The organism is Chromobacterium sp. CCUG 30098, from assembly GCF_059916605.1.
On sequence record NZ_JAUCGS010000008.1, the window covers coordinates 192,618 to 215,808 of the forward strand.

23 protein-coding genes are annotated in these 23,191 nt (G+C 64.5%); 2 read left to right on the plus strand and 21 right to left on the minus strand.

The window, feature by feature from the left end; translation table 11 throughout:
• Nucleotides 1-197: 197 nt before the first annotated feature.
• Both QUG03_RS18125 and QUG03_RS18130 read left to right on the plus strand, forming a co-directional pair.
• Nucleotides 198-2,621 (plus strand): putative bifunctional diguanylate cyclase/phosphodiesterase, encoded by a 2,424-nt coding sequence (locus QUG03_RS18125; protein ID WP_107799649.1) that lies wholly within the window; start codon nt 198-200, stop codon nt 2,619-2,621.
• Nucleotides 2,622-2,717: 96 nt separating this feature from the next.
• Nucleotides 2,718-3,512: an iron-containing redox enzyme family protein gene (locus QUG03_RS18130; RefSeq protein WP_500820611.1), complete on the plus strand. Its 795-nt coding sequence runs from the start codon at nt 2,718-2,720 to the stop codon at nt 3,510-3,512.
• A gap of 117 nt (nt 3,513-3,629) precedes the next feature.
• Here QUG03_RS18130 and gltX read toward each other — a convergent pair whose 3' ends face one another.
• From gltX to fliF, 21 genes are all read right to left on the minus strand, one after another.
• Entirely contained in the window at nt 3,630-5,015 is a 1,386-nt protein-coding gene (gltX, locus tag QUG03_RS18135) for a glutamate--tRNA ligase (protein WP_500820612.1), read from the minus strand.
• A 120-nt stretch (nt 5,016-5,135) separates the two neighbouring features.
• The gene (locus tag QUG03_RS18140; RefSeq protein ID WP_227107874.1) at nt 5,136-6,167 is read right to left on the minus strand and encodes a substrate-binding domain-containing protein; all 1,032 of its coding nucleotides are present in this window, start codon (nt 6,165-6,167) and stop codon (nt 5,136-5,138) included.
• Nucleotides 6,168-6,301: 134 nt separating this feature from the next.
• Complete coding sequence (rbsB, locus tag QUG03_RS18145) at nt 6,302-7,240, minus strand: ribose ABC transporter substrate-binding protein RbsB (RefSeq protein WP_107799653.1); 939 nt, start codon at nt 7,238-7,240, stop codon at nt 6,302-6,304.
• Nucleotides 7,241-7,475: 235 nt separating this feature from the next.
• Nucleotides 7,476-8,414 carry an ABC transporter permease gene (locus QUG03_RS18150; RefSeq protein WP_019099980.1) on the minus strand — a complete coding sequence of 313 codons (939 nt, stop codon included), beginning with the start codon at nt 8,412-8,414 and terminating at the stop codon, nt 7,476-7,478.
• A gap of 66 nt (nt 8,415-8,480) precedes the next feature.
• Nucleotides 8,481-9,974 carry a sugar ABC transporter ATP-binding protein gene (locus QUG03_RS18155; RefSeq protein WP_235088190.1) on the minus strand — a complete coding sequence of 498 codons (1,494 nt, stop codon included), beginning with the start codon at nt 9,972-9,974 and terminating at the stop codon, nt 8,481-8,483.
• Nucleotides 9,975-9,985: 11 nt separating this feature from the next.
• Complete coding sequence (gene rbsD / locus QUG03_RS18160) at nt 9,986-10,384, minus strand: D-ribose pyranase (RefSeq protein WP_107799654.1); 399 nt, start codon at nt 10,382-10,384, stop codon at nt 9,986-9,988.
• Complete coding sequence (locus QUG03_RS18165) at nt 10,381-11,268, minus strand: ribokinase (protein WP_500820613.1); 888 nt, start codon at nt 11,266-11,268, stop codon at nt 10,381-10,383. Before QUG03_RS18165 ends, rbsD begins: the two co-directional genes overlap by 4 nt.
• 296 nt (nt 11,269-11,564) lie before the next feature.
• Nucleotides 11,565-12,290, minus strand: a complete 726-nt coding sequence (locus tag QUG03_RS18170; protein WP_107799656.1) for a YebC/PmpR family DNA-binding transcriptional regulator — start codon at nt 12,288-12,290, stop codon at nt 11,565-11,567.
• Nucleotides 12,291-12,387: 97 nt separating this feature from the next.
• Complete coding sequence (gene fliR / locus QUG03_RS18175) at nt 12,388-13,164, minus strand: flagellar biosynthetic protein FliR (RefSeq protein WP_107799657.1); 777 nt, start codon at nt 13,162-13,164, stop codon at nt 12,388-12,390.
• Nucleotides 13,164-13,433: a flagellar biosynthesis protein FliQ gene (gene fliQ / locus QUG03_RS18180; protein WP_019099986.1), complete on the minus strand. Its 270-nt coding sequence runs from the start codon at nt 13,431-13,433 to the stop codon at nt 13,164-13,166. Before fliQ ends, fliR begins: the two co-directional genes overlap by 1 nt.
• Nucleotides 13,434-13,504: 71 nt before the next feature.
• A complete protein-coding gene (fliP, locus tag QUG03_RS18185) occupies nt 13,505-14,251 on the minus strand; it encodes a flagellar type III secretion system pore protein FliP (protein WP_107799658.1) in 747 nt (248 codons plus the stop codon).
• Complete coding sequence (gene fliO / locus QUG03_RS18190) at nt 14,248-14,697, minus strand: flagellar biosynthetic protein FliO (RefSeq protein WP_233246691.1); 450 nt, start codon at nt 14,695-14,697, stop codon at nt 14,248-14,250. The genes fliP and fliO overlap by 4 nt, the downstream gene beginning before the upstream one ends.
• 11 nt (nt 14,698-14,708) lie before the next feature.
• Nucleotides 14,709-15,158, minus strand: a complete 450-nt coding sequence (gene fliN, locus QUG03_RS18195) for a flagellar motor switch protein FliN (protein WP_048414031.1) — start codon at nt 15,156-15,158, stop codon at nt 14,709-14,711.
• A 29-nt stretch (nt 15,159-15,187) separates the two neighbouring features.
• Entirely contained in the window at nt 15,188-16,189 is a 1,002-nt protein-coding gene (fliM, locus tag QUG03_RS18200) for a flagellar motor switch protein FliM (RefSeq protein ID WP_048413985.1), read from the minus strand.
• 5 nt (nt 16,190-16,194) lie between these two features.
• On the minus strand, nt 16,195-16,656 hold the full coding sequence (locus QUG03_RS18205) for a flagellar basal body-associated FliL family protein (protein ID WP_227107866.1): 462 nt from the start codon (nt 16,654-16,656) through the stop codon (nt 16,195-16,197).
• A gap of 166 nt (nt 16,657-16,822) precedes the next feature.
• Complete coding sequence (locus QUG03_RS18210) at nt 16,823-17,764, minus strand: flagellar hook-length control protein FliK (protein WP_227107864.1); 942 nt, start codon at nt 17,762-17,764, stop codon at nt 16,823-16,825.
• Between the two features lie 73 nt (nt 17,765-17,837).
• A complete protein-coding gene (gene fliJ / locus QUG03_RS18215) occupies nt 17,838-18,287 on the minus strand; it encodes a flagellar export protein FliJ (RefSeq protein WP_107799662.1) in 450 nt (149 codons plus the stop codon).
• Nucleotides 18,288-18,296: 9 nt separating this feature from the next.
• Entirely contained in the window at nt 18,297-19,691 is a 1,395-nt protein-coding gene (gene fliI, locus QUG03_RS18220) for a flagellar protein export ATPase FliI (RefSeq protein ID WP_227107860.1), read from the minus strand.
• Nucleotides 19,672-20,499 (minus strand): flagellar assembly protein FliH, encoded by an 828-nt coding sequence (locus tag QUG03_RS18225; RefSeq protein ID WP_107799664.1) that lies wholly within the window; start codon nt 20,497-20,499, stop codon nt 19,672-19,674. The genes fliI and QUG03_RS18225 overlap by 20 nt, the downstream gene beginning before the upstream one ends.
• Entirely contained in the window at nt 20,480-21,478 is a 999-nt protein-coding gene (gene fliG / locus QUG03_RS18230) for a flagellar motor switch protein FliG (protein WP_048413990.1), read from the minus strand. Before fliG ends, QUG03_RS18225 begins: the two co-directional genes overlap by 20 nt.
• Nucleotides 21,471-23,165, minus strand: coding sequence for a flagellar basal-body MS-ring/collar protein FliF (fliF, locus tag QUG03_RS18235; protein WP_227107856.1), 1,695 nt, complete (start codon nt 23,163-23,165; stop codon nt 21,471-21,473). The genes fliG and fliF overlap by 8 nt, the downstream gene beginning before the upstream one ends.
• Between the last annotated feature and the right edge of the window lie 26 nt (nt 23,166-23,191).

Genomic DNA, 23,191 nt, shown 5'->3' on the forward strand with positions numbered 1-23,191 from the left:
TTTCGAATGGGATGATAAAAACGCCATACACCAGCACATAGACCGGTGAACTTCCGCCCGTCGGCGGGCGCGCCGCGACGGGCAGGCTCCGGACTCAAGCGCGGCGCCGGCTCGCCGCTCGGGCCGGAGAGGTCGGCGGCGGCGCTTGATGGGGACCATTAGCCGCATAGTTACCATATTCATCAGCCGGAACCGCCATGAGGTCGAATACCGCCAACCGACAGTTGCTCTTTGTCGTGCTGCCCTTCCTGCTCATTGTCGTCATGCAGGTGGCGCTAAGCGCGTTCAGCCTCTACGTGGTGTCCACCGCCCGCGCCTACGTGGCGGGGGAAGGCCTGTGGTCTAAAGCGCAGAAGGACTCCATCTACCACCTGACCCGCTACGCTCAAACCGGCTCCGACCACGACTTCCAACGCTATCGGCTGGCCATCTCCATCCAATTGGGCGACCACCGGGCGCGGCTGGCGCTGGACCGCAAGCCGCCGGATCTGGACACCGCGCGCCAAGGCTTTCTGGACGGCGGCAACCACCCCGACGACATCGAAAACATCATCCGCGCCTATCTGTGGTTTCACCACGTCAGCTATCTGGCCGAAGCCATCCGCTATTGGAAAATCGGCGATTACTACCTGCAGGAAATTCAGACCATAGGCGAGCAATTGCGCCAAGGTTACGCCGACGGCTCCTTGAGCCAGGACGACAAGGCCGCCCTCACCTCGCAGATCGCCGAGATCAACGAAGCGGTCAAGGCGCCGGCCCAGGGCTTTTCCCGCGTGCTGGGCAACGCCTCGCGCGAGGTGAGCCAGGCGGTCTGGCGCGTCAATCTGCTGGTGGGCCTGCTGCTGGTGCTGCTGACCATTTTGCAGATCCGCCGGCTGATCCAGGCCTCGGACAATTACAAGGCCGCCTTGCAGGCTGAGCAGCAACGCGCCGAGATCACCCTGCAATCGATAGGCGACGCGGTGATCACCCTCAATATGCAAGGCGCGGTGATCTATCTGAACCACAGCGCCAAGCGCATGCTCAGCCACCTGGAGACGGAAAGCCTGGGCCTGCATTTCGACGAATTGCTCAGCCTGATCAAACAGGGGCAGGACAAGGACAGCACGCTGAGCTTCGCCGAGCTCTGCCGGCTGGACGAAAGCAGCCGCACCTATCCCAAGCTGAACATGCTGCGCCACAACGCGATTCCGCTGCAGGTCAGCCTGGTGGCCGCGCCGATACGCGACCGCCGCGGCGAGCAATACGGCATCGTGCTGGTGCTGCACGACAATACCGCGGAACAGCAATACATCAACGAGTTGTCCTGGCAGGCCAGCCACGACGCGCTGACCGGCCTGCTCAACCGCCGGGAGTTCGAAACCCGCGCCATCAAGGCGATCAAGCAGCTGGGCCAGGCCGAGGCGTCGCTGGCGCTGATGTTCATCGATCTGGACCAGTTCAAGCTGATCAACGACACCTACGGCCACGCCGCCGGCGATGAACTGCTGTGCCAGATCAGCCGTTCGGTGGCGCGGCGGCTGCGCGCCTCGGACACGCTGGCGCGGCTGGGCGGCGACGAGTTCGGCGTCTTGCTCGGCAACAGCTCGGTGGAATCCGCCATCGCCAAGGCCAATAATCTGCGCCAGGCCATCATGGAATGCAGCTTCCAGTGGGAAGGCAACCAATTTTCCATCAGCGCCAGCATCGGCCTGGTCTGCGTGTCCGACGCCGACACCTCGCTGGCCGAGGTGATGCGGTCGGCCGACATCGCCTGCTATATGGCCAAGGAAAAAGGCCGCAACCGCATCCAGCTCCACATCCCGCACAATTCCGAAGTGTCGGCGCGCTTTCACGAAATGGACTGGGTGCAAAGGCTGCGCCAGGCGCTGCGCGACGACAGCTTCACTCTCTACGCCCAGGACATCGTCCCGCTGGCCGCCCATCCGGAACGCGGCCGCTATGTCGAAGTGCTGCTGCGCCTCAACGCCGACGACGGCAGCCAGGTGCCCCCCGGCTTGTTCGTGCCGATCGCGGAGCGCTACGGCCTGATGACCGAAATCGACCGCATCGTGGTGGAAAAAGTGTTTCAGGAGCTGGCCCTGCTGCGCCGCGCCGGCAATCAGGACATCCGGCATTGCGCGATCAATCTGTCCGGCTCCACCTTGTGCGACGACGGCTTCCTCGCCTTCGTGCAGCAGCAGTTCCAGCGCAGCGGCGTGCCGCCGGAGCTGATCTGTTTCGAGATCACCGAAACCAACGCCATCGCCAATCTGGAAGCCGCGCAACGGCTGATCCACGAGCTGCGCCGGATCGGCTGTCTGTTCTCCTTGGACGATTTCGGCACCGGCATGTCCTCCTTCGCCTACCTGAAGCACTTGCCGGTGGACTTCCTGAAAATCGACGGCAGCTTTGTCCGCGAGATGGCGACGGACCCGATAGACCACGCCATGGTGGAAATGATCAACCACATCGGCCACGTCACCGGCAAGCGCACCATCGCCGAATTCGTCGACACGCCCGAGATCGTGGCCGAACTGCGCAAGCTGGGCGTGGACTACGCCCAGGGCTTCCACCTGAGCCGGCCGGAGCCCTTCGGCTTCCGCCACGCGCATGGAGACCGCCGAATGCGACAGCAATAGGCTACCGGCCTGGTCGTCAGGCCGGATCTGGGCGGCCGGGAGGCCGCCGCGTCTGGCCGGCTTGGCCCGGCTTTGCTTCTAAGGAAAGGGGACACCATGAGTAAAGAGATCGGTTTTGTCAGGAGCGGCCCGCTGATGGACCTCCACAGCTATCCGGAATGGACGCGGGAGCTGGTGCGCCATTGCGACGCCTTCAAACGCCAGGTGGTGGAACACGAGTTGTTCCGGCAAATGCGCGACGGCGTGCTGCCCGCCGCCATCCACCAGGCCTTTCTGCGCGGCGGCTGGCCGGTAATCGAACAGTTTCCGCAATACATGGCCAAAAACCTGCTGAAAGTGCGCTACGGCCAGCATCGCGGCCATGATATGGCGCGCCGCTACCTGATCCGCAACATCCGGGTGGAGCAGAACCACGCCGACCACTGGGTGCAATGGGCCGCGGCGTCCGGCGTGGACACGGACAGCCTGCTGCGCAACCCCCAGGCGCTGGAAACGCTGAGCCTCAGCCACTGGTGCCATCAGGTTTGCGAGCGCGAATCGCTGGAGGTGGCGATGGCGGCCACCAATTACGCCATCGAAGGCGCCACCGGAGAATGGTGCGCCGCCGTCTGCTCCAAGGAGGACTACGCCCGGCAGTTCCCCAAGGAAAAGCGCGCCAAGGCGATGAAATGGCTGGCGCTGCACGCGCATTACGACGACGAACACCCCTGGGAGGCGCTGGAAATCATCGTCACCCTGGTGGGCGAAAATCCAAGCGCGCAGCAAGTGGCCGAGTTGCGCCACGCCATCTGCCAAAGCCACCGCTACATGCGCCTGTTGCTGGATCATTATATGAGCCAGCCCGCGCCTGAGACTTGCGCGCGCGTCTACGCCGAGCCGGCGCTGGCCTGAGGATCTGTTCAAGGCCTGGCAAGAGGCGCGCGCCTGCGCCGCATGGGCGTGCCGCCTAAAACAAACCGCCCCGCAAGCCAACGCTTGCGGGGCGGTTTTTTAACGTCGACGGCCGGCTCAGCCGCGCAGGCGACGCAGCACTTCGTCCTTGCCGATCAAGGCAAGCACCGCGTCCACCGACGGCGTCTGCGTGGTGCCGCACACCAGCACGCGCAGCGGCATGCCCAACTGGCCCATCTTGATGCCCTCTTCCGCGCAGAAAGGCTTGAACAGCTCGTGGATGCCTTCCGCGGACCAGGCGTCCAGCGCCGCCAGCTTGTCGGCGAAACGGCCCATGCGCGCCACGCTGTCGCCGGACAGATGCTTGTCCACGTCGGCCGCGGCGGCCTCGCGCTTGCGGTAGAAATAATCCACTTCCAGCGCCAGCGCGTTCAGGTCCTGCACCCGCTCCTTGACCAGGGCGATCACCTCCTCGATGGCGGGCCCGCCGGCCAGCTCGACGCCGGCGGCGGACAGGCGCGGCGCGATCAGTCCGGCCAGGCGGCCGTTGTCCGCGCTCTTGATGTGCTGGGCGTTCAGCCACATGAATTTTTCATGGTTGAAGCGGCTGGCGGACGCGCTCACCGCTTCCAGGCTGAACCACTCGACGAACTGCTCCATGGAGAAGAACTCGTCGTCGCCGTGGCCCCAGCCCAGGCGCGCCAGGTAGTTGAGCAGCGCTTCCGGCAGAATGCCCTTGTCGGCGTAGTCCACCACGCTGACCGCGTCGCGGCGCTTGGACATTTTCTGGCCGTCCTCGTTGAGGATCATCGGCAGATGGCCGTACACCGGCAGCGGCGCGTTCAAGGCCTTCAGGATATTGATCTGGCGCGGGGTGTTGTTGACGTGGTCGTCGCCGCGGATCACATGGGTGATCTGCATGTCCCAATCGTCCACCACCACGCAGAAGTTATAGGTCGGGCTGCCGTCCGGACGGGCGATGATCAGATCGTCCAGTTCCTGGTTGGCGATCTCGATGCGGCCCTTGACCGCGTCGTCCCAGGCCACCACGCCGTCCAGCGGGGTCTTGAAGCGCACTACCGGGGTCACGTCCGCGGGGACGGCCGGCAAGGTTTTGCCGGCTTCCGGACGCCAGCGGCGGTCGTAACGCGGCTTCTCGCCGCGCGCTTCCTGCTCCGTCCGCATCGCTTCCAGTTCTTCCTTGCTGCAATAGCACAGGTAGGCGTGGCCGGAGTCCAGCAATTGCCGGATCACGTCCTTGTAACGGTCGAAACGATGGGTCTGGTAGAACGGGCCTTCGTCGTAATCCAGGCCCACCCAGTGCATGCCGTCCAGAATCGCCTTCACCGACTCCGGCGTCGAGCGCTCCAGATCGGTGTCCTCGATGCGCAGTACGAACACGCCGTCGTTCTTGCGGGCGTAGGCCCAGGAAAACAGCGCGGTGCGCACGCCGCCGATATGCAGATAACCGGTGGGACTGGGAGCGAAACGGGTACGGATCATGGTGACTCAGGCTCGAAAATCGTGAAACGGCTATTGTACGCCGGCTGGCGAAGCGGCAGCAAACCCCAGGGTCTGTTGAGCTTTGTTTTTCCGCCGGGGAAAAACAGAGTTCAACAGACCCTAATCCGGCCAGCGCCGGTGCAGGCTGGCCGGCACCAGGGCCTCCGGCTCGGTCAGCGTCTGCCCTTCCAGCAGAGCCAGGGCCAGGTCCAGGCTGCGCGCCGCCATTTCGCGGCTGTCCTGCACGATGGCGTCGACGCGCAGCGGCAGGCAGTCCAGCAAGGAGTGATCGTCGAAGGTCAGCAGGCGCAGCGGCGCGTTGGCCAGACCGCAATGCTGATTGAGAAAGGCCAGCGCGCCCTCCAGCAGCGACACCGAGGCGGTGAACAAAGCCTGAGGCAGGCGTTGATGCTGTTGCCGCCATTGCTGCATCAGTTCGAAACCGGAACGGCGCAGATAATCGCGATGGCACACCCAGCCCGGCCCTTCCTCAACGCCGTGAAGCGCCAAGGCCTGACGATACCCTTGCAGACGGTCGCGGCTGGGCGACAGCTCGGGCTGGCCGCCGAAGAACACCACTTCGGACACGCCCTGCTCCAGCGCGTCGCCCACCAGGCGCTCCACGCTGGCGCAGCCGTCGGTCACCACCGACGGGATGCCGCTGCCGTCCACCCGGCGGTCGACGAAGACCAGCGGCAGCCGCCGCACCCATTTCTGGTAGGACTTGGCCTCGTGCGTGCACGGCACCACGATCATCGCGTCCACCTGCCGCGCCGCCAGATGCGCCATCACCTCGGCCTCGCGTCGCGGATCTTCGTCGCTGGTCACCAGCAGCATCTGGTAATCGCGCTGGCGGCACAGTTCCTCCATCGCCTGGGCCAAGGCCGCGTGGGCGGAGTTGGTCAGGTCGGGAATCACCAGCCCCACCGAGTTGCTGCGCCGCGAGCGCAAGGAGCGCGCCGACTGCGACGGGTTGAAGTGCTGCTCGCGCGCCACCTTCTCCACCCGCTCCACCGTGGCCCGGGAAATGCGGTAGCGCTCGGCATGGCCGTTGAGCACCATGCTGGCGGTGGTGCGCGACACGCCGGCCAGTTCGGCGATGTCGTCTATGGTCAAACGCTTGTAGCCGCTCATCGACAGCCTATTCCTCATGCGGCGGCGCCATGCCGCCGCGGACTCGATTGCAAAACAGCCCCGGCCTGCGCAAGCGCGGGACGGGGCCGCCGATTGCCGGCCACCTTACCTCAAGCCGGCCCTCATCGCCAGAGCGAGACCGGTCTTCAGGCTTACTGCTTGACCAGGTTCAAGGGCACCGGGATGAATTTCTCCACCTGCTGGCCGTCGATCAGCTTCTTGGCGGTCTGCACGCCGTACTGGCCGATCAGTTCCGGCTGTTGCTGCACGGTGGCGGCTAGGCCGCCGGCCTTGACCGAGGCCACCGCGTCGGCGGTGGCGTCGAAGCCCACCACCGCGACGTTCTTCAGGCCGGCGGCCTGGATCGCCTTCAAGGCGCCCAGCGCCATTTCATCGTTGTGGGCGAACACGCCCTGCACGTCCTTATTGCCCTGCAGGATGTTTTCCATCACCGACAAGCCCTTGGCGCGGTCGAAATCGGCCGGCTGCTTGGCCACGATCTTGACGTCGGCCTTGCCGTCCGCCACCGCGTGGAAGCCCTGACCGCGCTCGCGGGCGGCGGAGGAGCCGGGGATGCCTTCCAGTTCCACCAGCCGGCCCTTGCCGCCCAGCTTCTGCAGCAGGAAGTCGGCCGCCATCTTGCCGCCGGCCACATTGTCGGAGGCGATGTGGGCGCTGACTTCGGCGCCGTTGACGCTGCGATCCAGCGACACCACCTTGATGCCCTTGCTCACCGCTTCCTTCACCACATTGGCGACGGCGGAGGAGTCGGTCGGATTGATCAGGATCACGCTCACCTTCTTCTGGATCAGATCCTCCACGCTGGCCTGCTGCTTGGCGGAATCGTCCTGCGCGTCCACGGTGATCAGGCGCACACCCTCCTTGGCCGCCTCGTCTTCCGCGCCCTTGCGCAGCGAGACGAAGAACGGATTGTTCAGCGTGGACACCGCCAGGCCCACCACCGGCTGGCCGGCGGCCGCGGCCGGCGCGCTGGCGCCGGACGAGGCGCCGTCGGCCGGACCCTGCTTGGTGCAGGCGATCAGACTGGCCGCGATGACACTGAAAACCAAAGGCTTGATTAAGCGTTGCATATCGGAACTCCCCCTAGTGTGATGAAAGCGCTGCATATTGAAACTCCCCTAGTGTTATGGTCGCTTGCGCTGTTGTCCCGCCGCTGGCGGGCCGCGCTCTGAACCTGTTCACGATCTGTCACGCATCGACGACACGGCCTTGAAAACGGCTTCAGAATGCTGGTGCGACATGATGCGCGCGCCACACCCTCAGCCTTTTTCGTCTCGTCTCGCTCGCGAGATCGTGAAAACGTGCTTACTTCTTGCCGCTGCGGTCCAACAGCACCGCCAGCAGAATCACCACGCCCTTGATCACCTGCTGATAGAAGGACGATACGCCCAGCAGATTAAGGCCGTTGTTCAATACCCCGATCAGCAAGGCGCCGATCAGCGTGCCCACAATCCAGCCGCGGCCGCCGGTCAGGCTGGTGCCGCCCAGCACCACCGCGGCGATGGCGTCCAGCTCGTAGCCGGCGCCGGCGGTGGGCTGCGCCGAATTCAGCCGCGAGGTCAGCACCGCGCCAGCCATCGCCGACAGCGCGCCGGACAAGGTATAGACCCAGATCTTGACCCGATCCACCTTGACGCCGGACAGCCGCGCGGATTCCTCGTTGCCGCCGGTGGCGTAGACATGGCGGCCGAAAACGGTTTTCTTCAACATGAACCAGAAGCCGGCGAACATCAGCAACATCCACACCACCGGCACCGGCACCACGCCGGCCACATAGCCGCCGCCCAGCATGGAGAACATATCGCTGCCGAAGCCGGTGATCGGGCTGCCGTTGGACGCCACCAATGACAGGCCGCGCAGAATGGTCATCGACGCCAGCGTGGCGATGAAGGGCGCCACCTTGCCCTTGCTGATCACCAGACCGTTGCAGCAGCCCATCAGCGCGCCGGACAGAATGCCCAACAGCGTGGCCAGCAGCGGATCGACGCCGGCTTGCAGCAGCATCGCGGTCAGCACCGACGACAAGGCCAGGATGGAACCCACGGACAGATCGATGCCGCCCAGCAGGATGACCAGGGTCATGCCGAAGGCGATCAAGGCGTTGATGGAGACCTGGCGCATCACATTGAGCAGATTGCCCATGGTCAGGAAGTCGGCGCTCATCACCGACAAGCCGGCGCAGATCGCCAGCAGGGCGATGAAAGGCCCGAGTTTTTGCAGCGTTGCTTTTTGTTGCGGGGTCATCTTGCTTACCGTTTCCCTTGCTTGCGCCCGATGGGCGCGACCTGAATATTCAATGCGCGGCGACGCTCAGTCCGCCGTCGCGCCGGCCGCCGCGGCCATGATGTCTTCCTGCGTCGCCGCGCCGGCCTCGAACAGCCCGGCCCGGCGCCCCTCGTGTATCACCAGGATGCGGTCGCTCATCGCCATCACTTCCGGCAATTCGGACGACACCATGACGATGGCCGCGCCGGCGGCGGCCAGTTGATTGATGATGTGGTAGATCTCGGCCTTGCCGCCCACGTCGACGCCGCGCGTCGGCTCGTCCAGCAACAGCAGCTTGGGCGGCTCCGCCAGCCACTTGGCGAACACCACTTTTTGCTGATTGCCGCCGGACAAGGATTTGACGTCCAGTTCCGCGTCGCGGGTGCGGATGCGCAATTGCTCGATCAGCCGTCGCGCCTCCTCGTTCTCGGAACGGCGGTTCACCACCCCCAGCCGCGCGTGGCGGCGCAGATGCACCAGGGTGGCGTTCTCCCGCACCGACATGCCCAGCACCAGGCCCTGGCTCTTGCGGTCTTCGGTCACGTAGGCGATGCCGGCGGCGATGGCGTCGCCGGGCCGGCGGATGTCCAGCTCCGCGCCGTCCAGCCTCACCCGCCCCTGCCGACGCGGCCGGACGCCGAACAAGACATTGAGAATCTCGCTGCGGCCCGCCCCCATCAAACCGGCCACGCCCAGCACCTCGCCGGCGCGGACCTCGAAGCCGATGTCCCGGATGCGGCCGTCGTCGGCCAGCCCTTCCACTTCCAGACGCACCGCGCCGGGCGCGGACGCGCGCTTGGGAAAACGGTCGCCGATCTCGCGGCCCACCATCAGCCTCACCACCTCGTCGAAATCAGTGGCGGCGATCTGACGCTCGCCGACGAAGCAGCCGTCGCGCAGCACGCTGATCTTGTCGCAGACGCGGAAGATTTCCTCCATCCGGTGCGACACGTAGACAATCGCCACGCCGCGCCGCTTGAGCTGCTCCATGAAGACGAACAAGGCTTCGATCTCGCGCTCGGTCAAGGCCGCGGTCGGCTCGTCCATAATCAACACCTTGGCGTTCAAGGACATGGCCTTGGCGATTTCCACCATCTGCTGCTGGCCGATGGACAGCTTGCCGGCCTCCGCTTCCGGGTCGATCTGACCGGCGCCCAGCTGCTGCAAAATCTGGCTGGCCTCGCGCCGCATGCCGGCGCGCCGGATCACGCCGAAGCGGCTATGCTCGCGTTCGCGTCCTAGAAACAGGTTTTCCATCACCGACAGCTGCGGAATCAAATTCAGTTCCTGATGGATGATGGCGATGCCTTGGGCTTCGGCCTCGGTGGTGGAGCGTATCGTCGCCGGCCGGTCGTTGAGCAGGATCTCTCCGGCGTCGGCCTGATGGACGCCGGACAGAATCTTCATCAAGGTGGATTTGCCGGCGCCGTTCTCGCCCATCAAGGCATGCACTTCGCCGCCCGTCACGGTGAAATCCACCGCCTCCAGCACCTTGACCGGGCCAAAGGCCTTGCTGATGCCGCGCATGCTTACCTTCATCGCCCGTCCCTTCAAAAGATCACGCCGGAATACAGGATCACATTGGCGTACGGCGTGCATTCGCCGGTGCGGATCACCGCCTTGGCCTCGCGGCAGCGGCGCTTGAACTCCTCGTGCGGCGCGTACTCCACCGCCACGCCGTGCGCGGCCATATCGTTGGCCAGCACTTCCACCGCCGGGCTGTGCTGCAGGCATTCGGAGGCGAACAAGGCCCGCTCCGCCTTGAAGTCCGCCAGGATGGAGTCCAGCACGCTGGGAAACTCCGGCACGCCCAGGCGCAGGCTCAGGTCTATGCACTCGACGCCGGGCGGAATCGGCAGGCCGCAATCGGCGATCACCAGACTATCGGTGTGGCCCATGCCGGCCAATACCCGCGCGATGTCCCGGTTCAGATGTCCCAGCCGCTTCATGCCTGTTCCTTCAGCATCTGTTGCAGCGCGGCCAGCGTCGGCATGCCGCTCTGCGCGCCGGATCGCGTCACCGACAGCGCGGCCGCGGCGCAGGCCAAGGCCATCGCCGCCTCCAGGCCCTGCGGCCAGAACGCGGCCAAGGCGCCGTTGAAGGTGTCGCCGGCGCCGGTGGTGTCCACCGCGGACACCACGAAGCCGGCTTGATGATGCAGGCTGCCGTCGGCGCGGCAGAAATAAGCGCCGTCCTTGCCGCGCGTCATCGCCACCCGTCCCGGCAGTTTGCGCATCAGCGTTTGCCAATCGCCCTGCTCGTCCAGCGCCTGCGCCAGCTCGTGTTCGTTCGGCGTCAACAAGGCGGTCCGTTCCAGCAGGCTGGACGGCAAGGGGCGGGCCGGCGCCGGATTCAGCAAAAAGGGCTTGCCGTGGCGTTGCGCCAGCTCGGCCGCGCGCTCCACCGTGGCCAGCGGCACCTCCATCTGCGCCAGCACCACGTCGGCGTCGCGGAAGGCTTGTTCGTCCTGATCCAGATGCTGCGGCAGCAACTGATGGTTGGCGCCGGGCACCACCACGATGGCGTTGTCGCCTTCGGCCAGGGTAATCGTCGCCAGCCCGGTGGCCACGTCCGCCTCGCGCAAGCGGCCGATGTCCACGCCCTCGGCCCGCAAGGTCTCCTTGAGCTGGGAGCCGAACATATCGCGGCCCACGCAACCCAACAAGCTCACCTGCGCGCCCAGGCGCGCGGCGGCCACCGCCTGATTGGCGCCCTTGCCGCCCGGATAGGACGCAAAGCGCTTGCCAAACAAGGTTTCACCCAGCCGTGGATAGCGCTCCGCTTCCACCACCAGATCCATATTGACACTGCCCACCACCAGGACCCGGGTCATAGTTTCCTCATCGTGATCAAACGACGCCGCGGCTAGCCCGGCGGCGTCAATTGCTAAAACGTAATCAGCTGACGCTTTATAGCAGAGCCGCCCACGCGCCGGAAGCGATAAACTCAATCTGTTCAGCAAATGCAACAGTCCGCGCCAAGCCCTTCGGCGGCGCTTGACGCCGGGCGAGCTTCAATGTAGCGGCAAAACTACAGAGGGGCCGCGCAGCCTGGACGCAAAAAAAGCTCCCCTGGGGGGAGCTTTTTTTCCTGCCGCCGCGGGGCCTGTGGCCTACCCGCGTCCGCGTCTTACTCGTCCAGCACCGCGGAGGTGTAGACGTCCTGGACATCGTCCAGGTCTTCCAGCGCGTCCAGCAGCTTCTGCATGCGCGCGGCGTCGTCGCCGGACAGTTCGGTCTCGTTCTGCGGCTTCATCGTCACTTCGCCCATCTCCGCCTTGAAGCCCTTGGCTTCCAGCGCGTCCTTGACGTCGGAGAACTCGTACGGACCGGTGATCACTTCGATGGAGCCGTCGTCATTGGCGACCACGTCCTCCGCCCCGCTTTCCAGCGCCGCCTCCATCAAGGCGTCCTCGTCCACGCCCGGCGCGAACACCAGATAGCCGCAATGGCTGAACTGGAAGGACACGCAGCCGTCGGTGCCCATATTGCCGCCGTACTTGGAGAAAGCGTGGCGCACGTCGGCCACGGTGCGGGTCTTGTTGTCGGTCAGACAGTCCACCATCACCGCCGCGCCGCCGATGCCGTAGCCCTCGTAGCGGCATTCCACGTAATCGACGCCGTCCAGCTGGCCGGTGCCGCGCTTGATCGCGTTCTCGATATTGTCCTTGGGCATGGACTCGGCCTTGGCCTTGTCCACCGCCAGGCGCAGGCGCGGGTTCATATTGGTGTCCCCGCCGCCCATCTTGGCCGCAACGGTGATTTCCTTGATCAAGCGGGTAAAGATCTTGCCACGTTTGGCATCCTGACGACCTTTGCGGTGCTGGATGTTAGCCCATTTACTGTGACCTGCCATAGTTGCCTCTGTCTGTTGTCCGGTCCACTGCGGACCTTTCAGTCAAAATTGGCGCTTATTTTAGCAGAACTTGAATCTGGACAGGAATGGCGGCCGCCTACTTGGCCTTGAGCATGGCCAGCATCATCTCGAAACCGGCCTGGTACATCTGCTCCAGCACCGGCACCATCATCGGCAAAGTCAGATAGATGCTGATGAAACCTATCATCAGGGTCAGCGGAAAACCGAAAGTGAAGATGTTGAACTGCGGCGCGGCGCGGGTCATCACCCCGATCGCCAGGTTGGTGATCAGCAGCGCCGCGATCACCGGCATGGCCAGCCAGACGCCCCACTCGATCAGATGGCCGCCCCACAGGGCCAGCGCCTTGATGCCCTGGTCCGGCATGCTCATGCCTATCGGCAGCACCCGGTAGCTTTCCACCAGGGTGGACAGCACCACCTGGTGGCCGTCGAAGGCCAGAAACAATAGAAAGGTGAACAGGGTCAGCAGCTGCGACACCACCGGCACCTGGGCCGAGTGCATCGGGTCGAAGAACATGGCGAAACCCAGGCCGGTTTGCGAGCCCATGATGAAGCCAGCCACTTCCACCGCGGAAATCACGATGCGCATGACGAAGCCCATCGCCAGGCCGATCAACAACTGCTGCAACAGGATGGCGATGCCCTCGGCCGACACCAGCGGCACCGCGGGCAGCGGCGGCAGCAAGGGCGCCAGCATCACGGTGAGGATCAGCGCGAAGCCGGCCTTGAAACGGCGCGGCACGCCGCGATAGGCGAACACCGGCTCCACCAGCAGCAGGCCGACGATGCGCGCGAACGGCCAGACGAACATGGCCACCAGCGCGTTGATCTGCGCGTCGGAAATGCTCAGCATCAGCCGATCACGTGCGGAATGCTCTGGAACAGCCGCGTGGTGTACTCGATCAGCGTGTTCAACATCCACGGCCCGGCCAGCACCAGCACCAGGAACATCGCCAGCAGCTTGGGAATGAAGGTCAGCGTCATCTCGTTGATCTGAGTCGCCGCCTGCAGCACGCTGACCAGCAGGCCCACCAGCAGCGACACCAGCAACACCGGCGCCGCGACGATGATCAGGATGTACAGCGCGTTCTGCACGATATTGATGATCAGCTCCGGACTCATGCCGCCCGCTCCTCGCCTAAAACGCCGGGCCCAACCCGGCGACGTTTCCAGTCACAAGCCATCATGCCGCCTCAGCCAGTATAGAAGCTCTGCACCAGCGAGCCCATCAGCAAGGTCCAGCCGTCCACCAGCACGAACAGCATCAGCTTGAACGGCAGCGAGATGGTCACCGGCGACACCATCATCATACCCATGGCCATCAGGATGCTGGCCACCACCAGATCGATGATCAGGAAGGGAATGAACACCATGAAGCCGATCTGAAACGCGGTTTTCAGCTCGCTGATCACATAGGCCGGCACCAGGGTCTTCATCGACACGTCGGCCTTGGTTTGCGGCTTTTCCGATTGGGAAATCTCGATGAAGAAGGCCAGATCCTTCTCCCGGGTCTGGCGCAGCATGAAGGCCTTCATCGGCTTGCTGGCCTCGTCCACCGCCTGTTGCAACGTGATCTTGTCGTCGGAGAACGGCACCCAGGCCTTGGCGTAGACCTGATCGAAGGTCGGCCCCATCACGAACAGGGTCAGAAACAGCGACAAGCCGACGATCACCTGGTTGGGCGGCGACTGCATGGTGCCCATCGCCTGGCGCAGCAAGGACATCACGATGATGATGCGGGTAAAGGCCGTCATCATCAGCATCATCGCCGGGATGAAGGTCAACCCGGTCATGAACAGCAACATCTGCAGGCTGAGGGAGTAATTCTGCCCGCCGCCGGCCGCCGGCGTGCTGCTCATCATCGGCAGGCCGCCGGCCGCGTCCGCGATCAAGGGCGTCGCCAGCAAGGCCAAGGCGCCGTATCGGAGACAGCGCTTCATCGCGGCCCCGCCTTGTCCTTGCGGTTCTTGTCCATCGCCGCCTTCAACCAGCGCGCAAACGGCTCCGCCGCCGGCGCGACCTCGGTTTCCGCGCCTTCCGGCCGCGGCAGCTTGCTCAGCAGATTGACTTGCTGCGGCGTCACGCCCAGCACCAGCCACTCGCCCTCCAGCTCCACGATCACCACGCGCTCCTTGGGCCCCACCATGGTGCCGCTCACCACCTTCAGGCGGTTGGACGCGCCCAGCATGCCGCCGGACAGCCGTTTGAACAGCCAGGCCATGCCGACGATGGCGCCCAGCACCACTGCCAGGCCGAACAAAACCTGCAGCAAACTCATGAACGGCGACGGCGCGGCCGCCGGCGGCGCGACGGTGGCCGCGGCGGCCAGACTGGACGCCGCCAAATAAAAAGCGCCCTGCACTGCACGGCGCGTCATCGCAAACATGGCTGACCTCGTCATTTTTGCAGGCGGCGAATGCGCTCCGCGGGCGTGATGATATCGGTCAGCCGGATGCCGAACTTGTCGTTGACCACCACCACCTCGCCCTGGGCGATCAGGCAGCCGTTGACCAGCACGTCCATCGGCTCGCCCGCCATGCCGTCCAGTTCCACCACCGAGCCCTGCGCCAATTGCAGCAGGTTGCGGATGGCGATCTTGGTGCGGCCCAGTTCCACGGTCAATTGCACCGGGATGTCCAGAATCATGTCCAGGTTCTGCGGCACGCCGGCGCCGGACGTGCTCGCGCCCAGTTCCTGGAACAGGTTCTGCGCCGGCACCGCCTCGGGAGCGGCGTCCACCACTTCCTGCTCGGCCATCGCGGCCGCCCAGTCGTCCATCGATATCTCTTCCTCGCCGCCGGCCCCGCCGGCAGCGGCTGCCGCGGCGGCGGCCGCTTCGGCCTCCATCTGCGCGGCTTGCAATTCTTCTTCGCTCATTACTCTTTATCCCCCAGAGGCTCGTGAAAATCATTCGCGCCGGCCAACACTTGCTCCACCTTCAGCGCATAGCGCCCCTGCACGGTGCCGTAGCTGGCTTCGAACACCGGAATGCCCGACACATCGGCCTCCACCCGTTCCGGAATCTCCAACATCACCACGTCGCCGTTCTTCAAATTCAGAATCTGACCCAAGGTCACCTTGGTCTGGCCCAAGGTCGCCACCAGCTCCACTTCCGCCGCCTGCACCTGATGCGTCATCAGGTTGACCCAGCGGTTGTCCACCTCGGTGCGGTCCGCCTGCATGGTGCTGGACAGCATGTCGCGGATGGGCTCCACCATCGAATACGGCAGACAGATGTGGAAATCGCCGCCTCCGGCGCCCAGTTCGATATGGAAGGTCATCGCCACCACCACCTCGGTGGGCGTGGCGATGTTGGCGAACTGGGTGTTCATTTCGGAGCGCAGGTAGACGAACTCGATCGGGTGCACCGGCTCCCAGGCCTTCTGGCATTCGACGAACACCACGTCCAGCAAACGGCGGATGATGCGCTGCTCGGTGGGGGTGAAGTCGCGGCCTTCCACCCGCACATGGTAGCGCCCGTCGCTGCCGAACAGATTGTCGACGATCAGGAAGACCAGATCCGGGTCGAAAATCAGCAGGCCGGTGCCGCGCAAAGGCTTGACGTGCACCAGGTTCAGGTTGGTGGGCACCACCAGGTTGCGGATGAACTCGCTGTACTTCTGCACCCGCACCGGCCCAACCGAGATTTCCGCGTTGCGGCGGATGAAGTTGAACAGGCCGATGCGCAGATTGCGCGCGAAACGCTCGTTGATGATTTCCAGCGTCGGCATCCGGCCGCGCACAATGCGCTCTTGCCGGCCGATATCGTAGCCGCGGACGCCCTGCGCGTCCCCGCCGCCGCTGTCATCCTCATCCTCCCCGGAGACGCCCCTGAGTAGGGCATCTACCTCTTCCTGGGAAAGAATATCGTCGCCCATGCCGCTTACTGCTTCTGGATGATGAAGGAGGTGAAGAGCACGCTTTCCACCGGCTGCTCCTCGCCGGCGTCCATCGACTCATTGATGATCTGCTTGACCTGGGCTTTCAGCCGCACCTTGCCGTCCGGCGTCGCCAGCTCAACCGCGGACTTGGACGACAGCAGCAGGATCAGCGCGCTGCGAATCTTGGGCGCGTAATCGGTGAATTTCTTTTTGGCTTCCTCGTCGGCCAGCTCCGCCTGCATGTCCACTTGCAGCAAAGAACCGTCGTTGCCGGCCAGATTCACCACGAAAGTGTCCAGCTTTTCAAAGATCGGCGGACCTTCTTTTTTCTTCTTGGGTTTTTCCTTGGTCTGCTCGGCATGTTCGCCGGCCGCCGCCGGTTTATTCATATTAGTGAACATGTAAGCGGCCAAGCCCCCCACCGCGGCCAACACCAGAACCAGCAACACAATGACGATCAGCATCAATTTGCCGCCGCCCCCTGCTTTTTTCTCTGCTTTTTCCGCTTTTTTATCTTCTGCCATATACCTGCCCTGTTCACTGGGTGTTCATAGTGAAATCTTAAACGATTTCTTCACTATATTTTCTAATTTTAGATGCCAATTGAACAGGGGAGATTATCACAAATGATCAGGCGAAAATGCTGAGAATGCCTCGAGCGGCCTTGATGCTGCTCAATGCATCCATCGGCTCGGGCTCGGCGCTCTCGTTCTCGCGCTGCGATTGTCCGCGCTGAAACGCCTGCTGTTGCTGTCCGGATTGTCCGCTGGACACTTGCGCGTCGGTCAGCTGAATGCCGCCGGCGGCCAGCATGGAAGACAGACGGTGCATATTGTTTTCCAGCGCTTCGCGCGTGGCCGGCACCGCCGCGGCGAACAATACCTGGGCCTGGTCGTTGCCGTTCATCTTCAGCGTCACCTCGATCGGCCCCAATTGCGGCGGATTCAACTGGATCTGCGCCTTGTCGGCCTTGAGGCTGACCATGCCCATCACCTGCTCGCTCATCGCCTTGGCCCAATTGGGATCGGTCACCGGCTGCTGCACGGTGAACACCGGCGTGGGCGCCGTTTGCTTGACCGCCAGCTGTTCATGCCCCTGGAGCGGCAAAAACTGCGGCAGGACCTTGCCGTCTTCCGGCAAATTTTGCTGCGCCTGCAGGGGCAGGTTGCGGGTCTTGCCAAGAGCGGCGGGCAGAGTCGCGGCGACGTCCGGCTTGAGATCCACCGGCTTGGCGCCGGTCGGCAAATCGCCGCTGGCCCGCGGCGCGGCCATCGCCTGCTGCTGGACGGGCTGCTGCGCGGCGGCCATCAGCGGCATGCCCGGCAAGGGCGTCGCCTGCGCCTGGCCGTCCTCGCCCTTGGCCGGCTTATCCTTGTCCAGGCCTGCGTCCGCCAGCGGATCGGCGTTGGCGCCCGGCAGGAAGGAGCTGCCCAGGGCGCTCATCTGCAGACCCAGCAGGCTGGCGAACAGGTCGCCGGCGCCGGTATCGCCGGCAGTGGCCAGATTGCCGCCCGGCATATTGGCTTTGCCGCCGACCGGATTGGCCGCGGCTGCGTTCACAGGTGTCGTCATGGCCGACTCTCTACAAGTAAGACGCAGACAATAAAGCAACTAGCGTGCCAAGCGCCGGCCTATGGGCAAGACCTTATTCCTCGCCGTGGGTGCTGTCCCAGAAACGCCGGGTGGCGAATTCGTCGCTGGCCTTTTGCTGCAGCCGCGCCTCGCGCACGGCGGCGCGCTCCTGCTCCCGCTGCAACAGTTTTTCATAGGCCTTGAGCTTTTTGTATTCATGCTGCCAGGCCTGACGCTCCAGCAAGAAACGCTGGGTGCAGCGCTCCACCTCGCCCTGCTGTTGCACCATGGCCTCGTCCAGACGGGCGAGAAAACGCTGGAAATCCTGATACTGCAAAGCGCTGATGCCCTGAGCGCCGCGGCTGGTCAGCCGTTGCCGGTACTCGCCGCGAAACGCGTCCAGCTGCTCCTGACGCGAACGGGCGTCCGCCAGACGGCCTTGCGCCAGCCGCATGCGTTCGGCGGCGGCCTTCTGCTTGTCCTCGGCCAAGCGAATCAACAACAGGTATTTGCTCTCCGCCACGGCTCAGCCTCAGGACAACACGCCCTGCAATTGTTCGCAGCTGGACGGGAAATCCTGCGACTCATGCATAGGCTGGGTCAGAAAACCGACCATGGGCAGCTGACGCCGCATCGCCTCGTCCAATACCGGATCCGAGCCCGGCACATAGGCGCCGACGCTGATCAGATCGCGGTTGCGCTGATAGCGCGAATACAGCTGCTTGAATTGCCGGGCCAAAGCCATCTGCGACTGCGGCACCACGTCCACCATCACCCGGCTGATGGACTGCTCGATGTCGATGGACGGATAGTGGCCGGATTCTGCCAGTTCGCGCGACAGCACGAAGTGGCCGTCCAGAATGGCGCGCGCCGAGTCCGCGATCGGATCCTGCTGATCGTCGCCCTCGGACAGCACCGTGTAGAAGCCGGTGATGGAGCCGCCGCCCTCGGCGGCGTTGCCGGCGCGCTCGATCAATTGCGGCAGACGCGCGAACACCGACGGCGGATAGCCCTTGGTCACCGGCGGCTCGCCGATGGCCAGCGCGATCTCGCGTTGCGCCATCGCGTAACGGGTCACCGAGTCCATCAGCAGCAATACGTCCAGGCCCTGGGCGCGGAAATACTCGGCCAGCGCGGTGGCGTAGGCGGCGCCGTGCAACCGCATCAGCGGCGGCATGTCCGCCGGCGCGGCCACCACCACCGAGCGGGCGATGCCCTCGTCGCCGAGAATGTTTTCGATGAAGTCCTTGACCTCGCGGCCGCGCTCGCCGATCAGGCCCACCACCACCACGTCGGCCTTGGTGAAGCGCGCCATCATGCCCAGCAACACCGATTTGCCCACGCCGGAGCCGGCGAACAGGCCCAGACGCTGACCGCGCCCCACCGTCAACAGGCCGTTGATGGCGCGCACGCCGACATCCAGCACGTCGCGCACCGGCGATCTGTCCAGCGGGTTCATCGGCTGGCTGTGCAAGGGAAACCAGGCGTCGGGATGAATGTCGCCCTTGCCGTCCAGCGGCCGGCCCAGCGAGTCCAGCACCCGGCCCAACAGGCTGAGCCCCACCGGCACCATGCGGCCGGACGCGCCGTCGCCGGCGGCCTGGGCTCGGGTCTTGCCGAATTGCGGCGGGTGCTGCGGCGTCAGCGGCATCACCGGCGTGCCCGGCAGCAAGCCATGCACATTGCTCAGCGGCATCAGAAAGACTTTGTCGCCGGAGAAGCCCACCACCTCGGCTTCCACCAGGCGCTTATCCGCCAGGGCCACCTGGCAGGCGCTGCCCACCGGCAGCTTGAGGCCCACCGCCTCCATCACCATGCCGGTGACGCGGACCAGCTTGCCGCAGGGCTGCCACAGCTTGGCGGCGCGCGCGCTGTCCGCGCAATCGCGCAGCCAGGCGCGCTGGCGCTCAATCAGCGGCGGGCTCATCGTCCATTCCCAAGGCTTTGCGCATGGCGGCGATGCGGGTGTTCATGGTCAGATCCAGACGCAACGCCGCGGTGTCTATCACGCAGCCACCGCGCTCCACTTCCGGATCCTCTATCCATTGCCACTGGGTTTCCGGCGTCTCCTGGGCCAGAAACTCCCGCGCCACGGCCAGATCCGCCGGGTTCAAGCGCAGCCGCGCCTGAGCCAGCGTGGCCGGCAAGTCCTCCAGCGCCTCGCGCAGCAACTCCTGAATCAACAAAGGATTCTGCCGCGCCAGCCCATGGCTCAGCTGGCCGGCGAGCTCCAGCGCCAGCGCCAGCCAGTCCGCCGACAATTCGGTTTCAAAACGGGAAATATCTTGCGCCAGCCCTGCCGCCAGCGCTTGCAGCGGCTGCCAGGCCGCGGCGAAGCGGGCCTCCTGCTCGGCGCGCACCTCGGCCAGCCCTTGCTCGCGCCCGGCGGTCAAACCTTCTTGATAACCGGCGGCGCGGCCGGCTTCCTCCCCGGCCTCATGACCGGATTGCCAGGCTTCCTGATGGATGGCTTCCAGCTCCGCCGCGGTGGGATAACCGCTGACCGCGCGCTCGTTTTCGGCCCCGCCGGTTTCCGCTTCGGGCTCGGCCGGGGCCGGCTCGGCGGCGGACTCCGCCTGCGCCTGCTCCTGCTGGCGGCGGCGCTGCTGCGCCAGCTCCATCAGTTGCACCGGCGTCAGTCTCTGAGTCAGGCCGTCCAGCGCGTTGGGACTCCAACTGCTCCAGCCCTCCAGCTCCTCGCCGGGGATGATGGGATTACTCGACGAGACCTTCATCACCGCCCTTGCTGCCTAGTACGATCTGGCCGTCGTCGGCGAGCTTGCGCACCACCTTGAGGATTTCCTTCTGCTCGGCCTCCACTTCGGACAGCTTGACCGGGCCCTTGGACTCCAGGTCGTCGCGCAACATTTCCGCGGCCCGCTGCGACATATTGCGGAAGATTTTGTCCTTGAGCTCGGCGCTGGTGCCTTTGAGCGCGATGACCAGAGAATCGGACTGCACTTCGCGCAGAATCGTCTGGATCGAACGGTCGTCGATTTCCAGGATGTTCTCGAACACGAACATCTTGTCCTGAATGCGCTGAGCCAGCTCCGGGTCGTACTCGCGGATGTAATTGAGCGCGGCGGCCTCGACGTTGGAGCCCATGAAGTTGAGGATTTCCGCGGTCAGGCCAATGCCGCCAGCCGCACTCTTCTTGATGCGGTCGGAACCGGACAAGAGCTGGGTCAGCACGTCGTTCAGTTCGCGCAGCGCCTGCGGCTGCACGCCCTCCAGCGTGGCGGTCCGGATCAGCACTTCGTTGCGCATCCGCTCCGGGAAGAAGGACAGAATAGAACTGGACAGATCCGGCTCCAGATGCACCAGAATGGTGGCGATGATCTGCGGGTGTTCGTTGCGGATCAGGTCCGCGGCGGAAGAAGGGTCCATCCACTTCAGGCTTTCGATGCCGCTGTGGTCGTTGCCCTGCATGATCTTGTCCAGCAGGTTGGCCGCCTTGTCCGGACCCAACGCCTCGATCAGCACATTGCGCAGGTATTCGTCGGACGCGCCGATGCTGGCGCGCGCCGCGCACTCGCCCTTGAACTCGCTGACCACCTCGTCGATCTGTTCGTAGCTCAGATTATTGATCGCCGCCATCGCCAGCGAAATTTTCTGCACTTCCTTGGGACCAAGGTATTTGAACACCTCCACCGCCTCGGCCTGTCCCAGGCTGAACAGCAACACCGCGCTTTTGCGCACTCCGTTCTCACTCATCGGCGCTTATCCATTCCTTGATGATCTGGGCCGCCATGCGCGGATCGGATTTCACCATTTCACGCACCGCTTCCAGATTGGTGGTGTATTGCCGCATCTGCGCTTCGCGCGGATCGCCGCCGCCCGCGGCGCCGCCGGCGTGACCGGCCGCGCCCTCCTCGCCTTCTTCTCCGGCCACGCCCAGCAGGCGGCCGCCCGCGGCGGCGGCCTGCGCCGCGGCCTCTTCTTCGCTGCCCTTGGCCGGCGCCGGCGGCTTGACCAGATCGCGCATGATGGGCCGCACCACGCCGAACAGCAGGTAGAGCACCGCGATGGTCAGCAGGCCGTACTTGATCAGGCTGGAGCCGTTGCTGGCCACGTAGTCGGTGACTTTTTCCTGCAGCGTCGCCGGCACTTCGGCGTCGGCGAAGGCGGCGTTGACCACGTTCAGGGTGTCGCCGCGCTGGGTGTTGAAGCCCATCGCCTCCTTGACCAGATTATTGATCTGCTGAACCTCCTGCGGGGTCAGCGGCGTCGGCTTCATTTCGCCGTTCTTGTCCGGCATGCGCCGGTAATTGACCACCACGGCGGCGGACAGGCGCTTGACGCCGCCCTGCGGCATCTTGGTGTGCTGGATGGTCTTGTCGACTTCGTAATTGGTGGTGATGTCGCGTTGCAGCGTGCCGGACGCGCCCATGGTCTGGCCGGACAGCGTGGCGGTGCCCGGCGCGGCGCCCGGCGGCAAGGTGATCGGAGCGGAGGCGGCCGACGGCGGCTGATTGGACAAGGCCCCCGGCACGCCGGACGGCAACGCTGCGCCGTTGTTCAGCTTTTCGCTGATCTGCTGGCTGCGGGTGGAGGACGGATTGGGGCTGGAATTGGGCTTGAAGGTTTCCGAGGTCTGCTCCACCTCGGCGAAATCGACGCTGGCGGTGACCTGGGCGCGAGAATTGCCCTTGCCGAAGATCGGCTCCAGGATATCCTCGATGCGCTTGACGTAGCCCTCTTCCACCTGGCGCACATAGCCCAGCTGGCGCTGATCCAGGCCCGAGTTCTCGTCCGGCCCGTTCTGTTTGGACAGCAGATTGCCGTCCTGATCGACGATGGTGACGTTCTTGACCGGCAGATTGGGCACCGAGCTGGACACCAGGTGCAAAATACCGGCGATCTGCCCGGCGTCCAGCATGCGGCCGCGGAACAGGCTCAGCATCACCGAGGCGGTGGGCTGCTGCTGTTCGCGCACGAAGACGCTTTGCTTGGGAATGGCGATATGGACGCGGGCGGTCTCCACCGAGCCCACTGCTTCAATGGTGCGCGCCAGCTCGCCCTCGATGGCGCGCTGGTAATTGACTTGCTCGGCGAACTGGCTGATGCCGAACTTCTGATTGTCCATCAGTTCGAAACCGACGCCGCCGGCCTTGGGCAGGCCTTGCGCCGCCAGCTTCAGGCGCGCGTCGTAGACCTTGTCCGAGGGCACGGAGATGGTGCCGCCCTCGCCCAACTGATACGGCACGTTCATCTGCTGCAGCGAAGCGGCCACCTGCCCGCCGTCGCGGTCGGAGATATTGGAGAACAGGACTTTATAGCTGGGCGTGCGGTTCAACACCACCGCGCCCACGATAACAGCGAAAATGGCGGCTACCGCCGCGAGGAACAGGACTTTTTTATTGTTGGGAAGCGCTTTGAAGCGATCGGACGCTTCATTCATGCGGCTTCGCCAAACGGGCGTAGCGT

Excerpts from the sequence above, each read along its gene's own strand:
- fliM (WP_048413985.1), bottom strand. The coding sequence starts at position 16,189 with ATGGGCGACGATATTCTTTCCCAGGAAGAGGTAGATGCCCTACTCAGG.
- QUG03_RS18210 (WP_227107864.1), bottom strand. The coding sequence starts at position 17,764 with ATGACGACACCTGTGAACGCAGCCGCGGCCAATCCGGTCGGCGGCAAA.
- fliF (WP_227107856.1), bottom strand. The coding sequence starts at position 23,165 with ATGAATGAAGCGTCCGATCGCTTCAAAGCGCTTCCCAACAATAAAAAA.
- fliQ (WP_019099986.1), bottom strand. The coding sequence starts at position 13,433 with ATGAGTCCGGAGCTGATCATCAATATCGTGCAGAACGCGCTGTACATC.
- rbsB (WP_107799653.1), bottom strand. The coding sequence starts at position 7,240 with ATGCAACGCTTAATCAAGCCTTTGGTTTTCAGTGTCATCGCGGCCAGT.
- gltX (WP_500820612.1), bottom strand. The coding sequence starts at position 5,015 with ATGATCCGTACCCGTTTCGCTCCCAGTCCCACCGGTTATCTGCATATC.
- QUG03_RS18150 (WP_019099980.1), bottom strand. The coding sequence starts at position 8,414 with ATGACCCCGCAACAAAAAGCAACGCTGCAAAAACTCGGGCCTTTCATC.
- rbsD (WP_107799654.1), bottom strand. The coding sequence starts at position 10,384 with ATGAAGCGGCTGGGACATCTGAACCGGGACATCGCGCGGGTATTGGCC.
- QUG03_RS18125 (WP_107799649.1), top strand. The coding sequence starts at position 198 with ATGAGGTCGAATACCGCCAACCGACAGTTGCTCTTTGTCGTGCTGCCC.
- fliN (WP_048414031.1), bottom strand. The coding sequence starts at position 15,158 with ATGGAGGCCGAAGCGGCCGCCGCCGCGGCAGCCGCTGCCGGCGGGGCC.
- QUG03_RS18205 (WP_227107866.1), bottom strand. The coding sequence starts at position 16,656 with ATGCTGATCGTCATTGTGTTGCTGGTTCTGGTGTTGGCCGCGGTGGGG.
- QUG03_RS18165 (WP_500820613.1), bottom strand. The coding sequence starts at position 11,268 with ATGACCCGGGTCCTGGTGGTGGGCAGTGTCAATATGGATCTGGTGGTG.
- QUG03_RS18155 (WP_235088190.1), bottom strand. The coding sequence starts at position 9,974 with ATGAAGGTAAGCATGCGCGGCATCAGCAAGGCCTTTGGCCCGGTCAAG.
- fliO (WP_233246691.1), bottom strand. The coding sequence starts at position 14,697 with ATGTTTGCGATGACGCGCCGTGCAGTGCAGGGCGCTTTTTATTTGGCG.
- QUG03_RS18130 (WP_500820611.1), top strand. The coding sequence starts at position 2,718 with ATGAGTAAAGAGATCGGTTTTGTCAGGAGCGGCCCGCTGATGGACCTC.
- fliP (WP_107799658.1), bottom strand. The coding sequence starts at position 14,251 with ATGAAGCGCTGTCTCCGATACGGCGCCTTGGCCTTGCTGGCGACGCCC.
- fliG (WP_048413990.1), bottom strand. The coding sequence starts at position 21,478 with ATGAGTGAGAACGGAGTGCGCAAAAGCGCGGTGTTGCTGTTCAGCCTG.
- QUG03_RS18170 (WP_107799656.1), bottom strand. The coding sequence starts at position 12,290 with ATGGCAGGTCACAGTAAATGGGCTAACATCCAGCACCGCAAAGGTCGT.
- fliR (WP_107799657.1), bottom strand. The coding sequence starts at position 13,164 with ATGCTGAGCATTTCCGACGCGCAGATCAACGCGCTGGTGGCCATGTTC.
- QUG03_RS18140 (WP_227107874.1), bottom strand. The coding sequence starts at position 6,167 with ATGAGGAATAGGCTGTCGATGAGCGGCTACAAGCGTTTGACCATAGAC.
- QUG03_RS18225 (WP_107799664.1), bottom strand. The coding sequence starts at position 20,499 with ATGAAGGTCTCGTCGAGTAATCCCATCATCCCCGGCGAGGAGCTGGAG.
- fliI (WP_227107860.1), bottom strand. The coding sequence starts at position 19,691 with ATGAGCCCGCCGCTGATTGAGCGCCAGCGCGCCTGGCTGCGCGATTGC.